Annotated in this window: 6 protein-coding genes; 3 read left to right on the top strand and 3 right to left on the bottom strand. The window is 69.0% G+C overall.

Annotated features, from left to right (window positions below):
- Window positions 1-659: 659 nt before the first annotated feature.
- From CM1CMNOD_RS05350 to CM1CMNOD_RS05340, 3 genes are all read right to left on the bottom strand, one after another.
- Window positions 660-1,490: an SDR family NAD(P)-dependent oxidoreductase gene (locus CM1CMNOD_RS05350; protein WP_013872639.1), complete on the bottom strand. Its 831-nt coding sequence runs from the start codon at window positions 1,488-1,490 to the stop codon at window positions 660-662.
- A gap of 373 nt (window positions 1,491-1,863) precedes the next feature.
- Window positions 1,864-2,202, bottom strand: a complete 339-nt coding sequence (locus CM1CMNOD_RS05345; RefSeq protein WP_157490976.1) for a DUF192 domain-containing protein — start codon at window positions 2,200-2,202, stop codon at window positions 1,864-1,866.
- Between the two features lie 437 nt (window positions 2,203-2,639).
- Entirely contained in the window at window positions 2,640-3,272 is a 633-nt protein-coding gene (locus tag CM1CMNOD_RS05340) for a TetR/AcrR family transcriptional regulator (protein WP_083828443.1), read from the bottom strand.
- A gap of 184 nt (window positions 3,273-3,456) precedes the next feature.
- Here CM1CMNOD_RS05340 and CM1CMNOD_RS05335 point away from each other — a divergent pair, with 184 nt between their 5' ends.
- The 3 genes from CM1CMNOD_RS05335 to CM1CMNOD_RS05325 all read left to right on the top strand — a co-directional run bounded on the left by CM1CMNOD_RS05335 (window position 3,457) and on the right by CM1CMNOD_RS05325 (window position 8,449).
- Complete coding sequence (locus CM1CMNOD_RS05335; RefSeq protein ID WP_013872636.1) at window positions 3,457-5,730, top strand: MMPL family transporter; 2,274 nt, start codon at window positions 3,457-3,459, stop codon at window positions 5,728-5,730.
- A gap of 321 nt (window positions 5,731-6,051) precedes the next feature.
- Complete coding sequence (locus CM1CMNOD_RS05330; protein WP_013872635.1) at window positions 6,052-7,959, top strand: DUF4012 domain-containing protein; 1,908 nt, start codon at window positions 6,052-6,054, stop codon at window positions 7,957-7,959.
- A gap of 100 nt (window positions 7,960-8,059) precedes the next feature.
- Window positions 8,060-8,449 carry a hypothetical protein gene (locus CM1CMNOD_RS05325; protein ID WP_013872634.1) on the top strand — a complete coding sequence of 130 codons (390 nt, stop codon included), beginning with the start codon at window positions 8,060-8,062 and terminating at the stop codon, window positions 8,447-8,449.
- Window positions 8,450-8,613 lie beyond the last annotated feature (164 nt).

Genomic DNA, 8,613 nt, shown 5'->3' with positions numbered 1-8,613 from the left:
ACGCAAAGGTCGGCCCGCCTGGCGGCGAGCCGACCTTTGCGTCGCTTGTGGTCATGCGCCTCCCCCTCGTCAGCGGTTGGGCCTGACACGCGCCGCGGGAACGATCCGGCGGCGCGCCTGAACAGGTCTGCTCTCCAAATTCCTGAGCCTCCGGCCGCACGAAGCAATAATGATCATGCAACCTTCACCCTCACGGTCCCCCCTGGTGCCCCGGAGGCTGTGAAGACCTCCGGCGACGCGCGACAGGCACGACGCCGCCGGCGGCGGCCCTCCGGTGGCCCGGGGACCGAAGGCCTCCCGGATCGGCTCCCGGGACCCCGAGCGCGAAAAACCATGGCCGTGCCACCTCCGGCCGGCCATCCGATATGCGGCACGCCCTTTTTCAGCGCGTGCCCCACATGATTCCCCGATCCAACCGATATGACCCCGTTACCGCCTGTCCGGGTACTGTGCGGACCCTCACATCCACGAGGGACACCGCCATGCCGCGGGACGTGCTGCGAGAGCCCTCCCCCACCGGTGGCCACCACTGCCGCGACATGGTCGAACAGGAGGCCGCCGGCCATGACCGCGCCGCGGCCGGGCACGGCGTCCGTCTCCTCCGTCGCGCGATGCATCACCGGCGGTCCGGGCCGGCCTCCCCGTCGTCCCGAGCGCTTCTAACCGAAGATTCCCGCCAGCCGCCGGTAGAGCGTAGGCGTCACCCCGTGGACCCGGGCGGCAAACGACAACCAGCGCGGTACCCAGATCTCGGCCTGTCCCCGCCCGGTCGCGAGCAGCATGCGCTCGGCGACAAGGCGAGCCGGTTGCAGACGTGGCCATCTGCGCACGTACGGCGCTCCACGACGGCGGAAGAAAGCGGTGTCAACGACCCCCGGAAAACACAAAGTGACCGTAACACCACGACCGGCGACCTCAGAACGCAGGGCGTTGGCGAACCCGACCAGCGCGGCCTTGGTCGCCGAGTAGGCGACCTCACCACGTACCCCCAACGCTCCGGCGACGCTGCCGACCAGCAGAATGCGCCCGTGCCCACGCTCAAGCATGGCCGGGAGCACGGCGCGGACGAGCGCCATCGGCGAGAGCACGTTGACCGCCACGAGCTCGGCAAGGGCCTCGTGGGAAAGCTGGTCGAACGGGCTGGCCGAACCAAGACCGGCCGCGCACACCAGCAGATCGAGATCGCCGAGAAGATCCTCGCTGCGGGAGGCCACCGTGGCCTCGGCGCCCGGGACCGACAGGTCCACCGCGATCCGGTGACCGGACGTGGAGGCGGCAACCTCGTCGAGCGCGACACCATTGCGGCCGACCAGCAGGACCTTGCAGTTCATCTCGCCGAGCAGCAGCGCCGCCTCCCTACCAATTCCGCTGCTCGCGCCGGTGACAAGCGCTGTCCTGGGCGGCCATCCCCGGCTGCCCGCGAAGCGGGACTGCTCGGCGACGACGTGCAGGCGGCTGTCCGGAACCGTGGGACGGGCCGGTGTATACAACAAAACCCTCCGGTCGCGCGGTGGTCGCCTCCTCCCGGGCGGGAGACGGTCGCGGTCAGGCCCTCGGAACCTGGATGTCGCCAGCGCTGACGACAAACGGTCGGCCCCACGTACGGCCCAGCCCTATTTCATCGCCCCACGGCCGGAACGTCCATCGTCAGGTAGACGACACGACCCCGAAAGCCTTGTCGGACCCATCATGGCAACGACGGATCCACGCCGCAAGCACTACATGACATTCGGTCAACATTCACCCAAAATTTGATTGTCGACCGATGGCACCCATCACATTCGGTACACGACATCGGAACACGGATTTTTCACTGCCGACATACCGCGGCCCGTCATCAGACCCCGATAGACCCCGATGTGGCTAGAAGAATTCAATCATATCACCCGGATGTATCCCCGCATTGCTGAAGGTGCCGCCTGGCGCCTCCACCGCCTCCGTGTAAGCGGCCTCAGTTCGGTAGACCTCACAACTGTTCGGATTCTCTTCACCACACGGCGTCATCTCCTGGATCGTCACCACCCGCCCGTACCGGGAAAACACGATCGAGAGCGGGATCAGGGTCCGATACATGTAAAAACCGTCCGTCGACTCTCTGCCGAAGACGAACAACATGCCGGTTCCGGACGGCAGCGACGTGCGGTCCATGAGCCCACGCCTACGGGCGGCCGGCGTCTCGGCAACCTCGACGGTGAGGATCACCGTCCCCACCCGCATCCGACGGGTCGCCGGGCCCGCTCCGGCCCGCGCCAGGCCGTCGGCAGCGGGGTCACCGACGGTCACCGTTGGTTCGGTGGCCGGGCCCCCCGCCGACGGCGGCGACCGGACCGGAGCGGTCGACAGCCGCGGCGCGCACAGCCAGACAGCACCCCCGACAGCGATCGCCAGAGTCACCACCGAAAACACGTAACGTGATCGGAGCATTATCAACAGGGTACCCGACCACCTCACGACTGCTACTCAAAGCCAACAAATGCTGACCAGGAGCAGCATTGTGCTCTTTCTTCACACCGCCAGCGGCCCAGCCCCGGGTATCCCCGGTATCCCCGGACAGGTATCCTCGGTGGGAACAGCTGGGAGACAGCCAAGGACGGCCCGGACGGGACGTTGCCGGCGTCGAGCCGAGCCGAGCCGAGGGCCTATCCGGTGGGCCCGAGAGCGTCGAGAGCGGCCTCGACGACCTCACGCCGGACGTCCTCCGGAACGAGCGGCTGATCGACACCGATCTCCCCCGGGCCGCCGCGGGCGGCGTCGACGCCCGCGGCGGCCAGCGCCCGCCGCTCCAGCGCGGTGCCGAGGATGCCCGCCTGCACACAGCCGACCGCGCAGCGGGCCCTCAGGATACGTGACGGAGTGGGTTCTGGCCCGGCCAGGGCGATCACGATGGCATCCCGGTGCGAGGCGAGGTCCCCCTTGCCGACCTGTCGGTGGATCACCGACGGGTCGTCGACAAAGGCGGACAGCACCGCGCCCGGACCGGCCATCGCCTCGACCAGACCCTCGATGATCGACCGAGCCGACACCGGTGGATCAACGCGCGAGAGATCGCTCACATGGCCGAACGCCTCCACGAACGGCTGCACCGCTGCGTCCAGAATCATGTCCTTGGACGCGAAGTGGTAGTAGAGAGCGGCTTTCGTCATACCAAGGCACTGTGCAATGTCACGGATTGACGTCCCTGCGTAACCTCGCTCGTTGAACAGCTGGACGGCGACGGCAAGGATCCGGTCACGCGTATCCGCAGCGTGAGAACGCGGGGCACGACCGGGCATCGTCGCCATGCACCCCTCTCAGCAGGAGGTCCGGAGCGGAAACCTGTAGCCATCCTGACAATATCCTCTCCTACTGACCGATCGGTAGACTACCCCGATCGACCGATCGTCCAGAACGCCCGGGGATACCGGCGTTCTGGGCTGACCCTGACCCGTCCATCGGCCCAGACCCGGGGGGAAACCCGTGGCATCGCTCGCGCGTTGGTGCTTCCGTCACCGCTGGATCGTCCTGCTGCTGTGGTTCGCGGCCCTGCTCGGCTTCGGGACGGCCGCATATGCTGCCGGCACGGACTACAAGAACAACTTCTCACTTCCCGGAACCGAGTCCCAGCAGGCGATCGACCTGCTCGAACGGGAGTTCCCCGCCGCCGCCGGCGAGACCGCGAGCATCGTGCTGCACGCCCGCACGGGCACCCTCTACAACCCGCTGCTCGAAGCCGACGTGGTCCCCGTGCTTGAGCGGGTCGCACGCCTGCCACACGTGGTCGCCGTGATCAGCCCGTACGACCCGGCGGGCGCCGGCCAGTTCACCAGGGACGGCCGGACCGCCTTCGCCACGGTCGCGCTGGACGACCAAGCCGTCGACATCCCCCGCTCCGACCTCAAAGCGATCATCGATACCGCCCGCGCGGCCGACAGCGGGCCGCTGCAGGTCGAAGTAAGCGGGACCGCGGTCGCCATCGTCGAACAGCCGCAGCAGAACACCAGCGAGCTGCTCGGGGTGGTGGCCGCCGCGATCATCCTGTTCATCGCCTTCGGGACCCTGCTGGCGATGACGCTGCCCCTGGTCGCCGCGGTCATCGCGCTCGGCGTCGGGATGGCCGGCATCGGCCTGGTGTCCCACGTGATGTCCGTCGCCCAGTTCGGGCCGACGCTGGCGACCCTCATCGGCCTGGGCGTGGGTATCGACTACGCGTTGTTCATCGTCAACCGGCACCGTATCGGCCTGCGGGCGGGCAAGACCCCCGAGGAGGCGGCCGTCACCGCCATCAACACCTCCGGGCGGGCCGTCCTGTTCGCCGGGCTCACCGTCTGCATCGCGCTGCTGGGCATGTACGCGCTCGGGGTCACCTTCCTCTACGGTGTCGCGGTCTCCGCGGCCCTTGCCGTCTCGCTGACCATGGCCACCGCGGTCACGCTGCTCCCGGCGCTGCTGAGCTTCTACGGGATGAAGGTGCTCGGCCGGGCCGAACGGGTGAAGCTCGCCCACATGGGCCCCGAGCCCGAGCACCCGTCCGGTTTCTGGTGGCGGTCGGCCCGCCGGATCGAACGGCGACCGGTGCTCTACGCCGTGCTGTCGGCCGCCCTGATCATGATCACCGCACTGCCGTTCTTCTCGCTGCGGCTCGGCACGGCCGACGAGGGCAACGGATCGCAGTCCAAGACGTCCCGGCGCGCCTACGATCTTCTGGTCAGTGGGTTCGGGCCCGGGTTCAACGGGCCGTTCAGCCTCGTCACGAAGATCCACTCCCCCGCCGACTTCACGGCACTGGAGACGGTGGTCACCGAACTGCGTGCCGAGCCGGGGGTCGCCGTCGTCTCACCGGCACAGCCGAGCCCGAGCGGACAGGCCGCGATCGTGGCGCTGTACCCGAGCACAAGCCCACAGGACGCCAGGACCGCCGCGCTGCTCAAGCGACTACGTGGGACGACCATCCCACGGGTGACCACGGGCACCGCCCTGGACATCAAGATCGGCGGTGTGACCGCGACCTACCAGGACTTCTCCGACGTCCTGACCAGCAAGCTCCCGCTGTTCATGGGGGTGGTCGTGGCGCTGGCCTTCCTGCTGCTGATGGCGGTGTTCCGCAGTGTCGTCGTACCGCTGACGGCGTCGGTGATGAACCTGCTGGCGGTCGGCTCGGCGTTCGGGGTGATCGTCGCGATCTTCCAGTGGGGATGGCTCGCGGGCCTCATCGGGGTCAAGGGTGGCCCGATCGAACCCTTCCTGCCCGTGATGCTCTTCGCCATCCTCTTCGGGCTGTCCATGGACTACGAGGTGTTCCTGGTCAGCCGGATCCACGAGGAGTGGCTCGTGCGCCGGGACAACCGGATCGCGGTCTCCCTCGGGCAGGCCGAGACCGGCCGCGTGATCACCGCCGCTGGCGCGATCATGACGCTGGTCTTCGCGTCCTTCATCCTCGGGGCCGACCGGGTGATCAAACTGTTCGGCCTCGGGCTCGCGGTGGCCGTTCTCATCGACGCGTTCATCGTCCGGGCGCTGCTGGTACCCGCGCTCATGCACCTGTTCGGGAAGGCGAACTGGTGGCTGCCGTCCTGGCTGGACCGGATACTGCCGAGGGTCTCGGTGGAGTCGGCCGAGGAGATCGAGGAGATCCGTAACACCCCCGTGCCCGCCGAGGTCATCACGCCCGCGGACGAGGAGGACAGCCCCCGCGACCAGGCGAGCGCGTCCACGCACACCCCACCGACCCGCCGGGCCGACCACCACGCATAGCCCGCCGGTCCACCGGTCCACCGATTGCGCACAGCCCGCCGGCTCGGCGGGCTGGCGGACCGGGCACAGCTCGCCAGGTCGGCGCGGCAATCCGTGACAACCAATCCGTGACAACATAGAACTGAAAGCAATCAGACGCGGCAACTGGCACGGGGCCGGTCTGTACACCCACCATCCGCAGTTATTACGCTGCGGAGCCATGAAGAAACAGAAGGTTGCCAAAGGGCGAGAGTTCCCGCTCGTGACGGCGGCCGTGATCGCCGCCGGATCCAAGCCGCCCTCAGGGCCGCGGCTGTCGCCCGGGCCGGAGCCGCGTCGACGGTGACCACGCCTCCGGCCCGGGCCGCGGACGCGGACGCGGCGCAGCCTTCGCCGCTGGAGCGGGCCCGGCTGCGGCTGGGCAGAGCGCGGCTGCCGCTGCTCGGCATAGCCGTGTTCGTGCTGCTCCTGGCGCTGGCGGTGTCGTGGACAGCGGTACGCGGCCTACTCGCGCGATCGCATCTGCGGACCGTCCAGAACGAAATCACCGCGCTGGACCAGGCGCTGCGGGCCGGCGACAGACTGTCCGGCGCCGCGCTGCGCGCCCGGGTGAACACGATCGGCACGGAGACCGCGGCCGCCCGGAAGCTGACCGGTGACCCGCTGTGGGCGCTGACCGTCCATGTCCCGACGATCGGCTGCCCTGCCCGGTCCGTCCGCTCCATGGTGACCGCACTGGACCAGTTGCTCCAGGACTCGCGCCCCCTGCTGGACCCCACGGGATCCGTCCTCGACCTGGACGCCCTGCGCACCGGCACCACCATCGACACCGGCCGGATCGCGGCCGCCCGCCCGGCCGCCGCGTCCACGCACGCCGCGATCAGCCAGTTCCACCGGCGGCTCGCGGCGACGCCGAGTTGCGGGGCGATCGGAGCCCGCCTCGGGCTCGCCGACGCCCGCGAGGCCGGTCTGCGCCACGCCGAACGGCTCGAGCGCGCCGCCGCGACGCTGGAGCTGGTGACCCGGCTGGTGCCGCCGATGATGGGTGCTGACGGGCCGCGCCGCTACCTGCTGGTCGTCCAGAACCCGGCCGAGTCCCGGGCCACCGGGGGCATCATCGGGGCCTTCGGCCTGCTGACCGCCGTCGACGGCAGGCTTGGGCTCACCGGCATCTCCGGCAACGGCTACCTGCCCGGTGGGCCGACCCAGCGGGTGCCGGCCATGGCGCTCCCGCCCGAGCTCGAGGACATGTACGCGGACGCGCAGCCGACCCAGGTCTGGGCCAACGCCAACCTCACCCCGCACTACCCGACCGTCGGCAGCTTCTACACGGCGCTCTACCAGGCGGGCACGGGTGTGCGCGTCGACGGGACGATCAGCATCGATCCGACAACGCTGTCCTACCTGCTTGCCGCGACAAAGCCGGCGGTTCTGCCGGGTGGGCGGAGCATTTCGGCCGGCTCGCTCGTCGAACTCGTGGAGTCACGGGCGTACGCCGAGATCGGCGACGTCTGGCAGCGGGACGCCTTCTTCGCCTCCGTGGGGCGGGCTGTCTACGACGCGGTCGCGTCCGGCGCGGGAAACACCTCGGCACTGCTGTCCGCGCTGGGGCGGGCCGCCACCGAGGGGCGCCTGCTGGTATCCAGCAACCATCCGGCGGAACAGGAAATCCTTGAGACGACCGCGCTGGGCGGTGCGCTCCCCGACGGTGACGGCCCCTATCTCGCGGTGGTGACGCAGAATGCCGCGGCCAGCAAACTCGACTACTGGCTGCGGCGCAACACCGACTACCGCAGTGTCCGTCGTCCCGACGGCTCCGCGGACGTGACGATCACGATACGGCTCACGAACGCGGCCCCGGCCGGCCTGAGCGCCTACGTCCGCAACCGGAGCGACCAGCCTGTTCCTGGTCAGCCTGGCGCCGGCGGGCAGGGTGCGCCCCCGGCCGGCAATCCGGATGCGCAGAACCTGCTGTCGCTGGCGGTGTACACCGGCGTGGGCAGCGGGCTACAGGCGGCCACCCTGGACGGGCTGCCCGTTCACCTGCACCGCGACGCCGAGCGGGGCCATCCGGTGCTTTCGACGCCCCTCCCGCTCGACCGTGGGCAGACCCGCACGCTGGTGTTGCGGATCTGGGAACCGGTGGCCAGAGCGACCCTGCTCCTGCGGCCGCAACCGCTGGCCGTTCCTGAAACCGTCACCACATCAGGTATACGTTCTGTCTCCCCCTGGTCACGGAATCCTGAATGACACGCCCAGCAGCGTAGACACGGAAAGTAGCGATCTATAAGCTGACAGTGTTCATGTTCAGGCTGCTTATACCAGCAGGTCCGACAGTGGGAGTACATCCATGAGATTCCGTCGATTGGGAGCGGCCCTGCTCGCCGCCGGCTGTCTGCTGGCGCTCGGCGTGACATCGGCATCCCCAGCCGTCGCCCAGTCCTATCCACCCCCCTTCCGGTGCACCGGCTTCCTGGACAGAGGCACGGTGACACCAAGCCCGGTCGTGACCAACGCGTCCTTCACCTTCAGTGGATGTGGTTACACGCCCGGCTCGACCGTCCAGCTCTACAGCAACTTCCAGTACTACGGGAGCACGACTGCGGACGGTAGCGGTCTCTTCGAGGCCACGCTGACGGCCCCGCCCACGCGTGGTGTGTTCAGGCTCACCGCCGTCGGCCAGGCCCCCGGTGGACAGCTGCGGGTCACCGTTGCGATCGTCCGGGTCCGCGCCGGCTGACAACGGCTGCCCGGCCCGTGACCGGAACGTCGGCCCAGGCCGTGTCCGATGGAGGGTGGTTGCCCGGACGCCGTCCACGCGATTGAAGATCCATCGGACGCGGCCCAGGGTGGTGCGCCGATCTCGGGTCAAGTCCCCCACGCCCCCACGCCGTCCCCTCACGT

Source organism: Protofrankia symbiont of Coriaria myrtifolia, assembly GCF_900634755.1.
In the GTDB taxonomy this organism is placed as follows: domain Bacteria; phylum Actinomycetota; class Actinomycetes; order Frankiales; family Frankiaceae; genus Protofrankia; species Protofrankia coriariae.
Note: the sequence above shows the minus strand (reverse complement) of the source record. Positions and strands in the feature narration are given on the sequence as shown.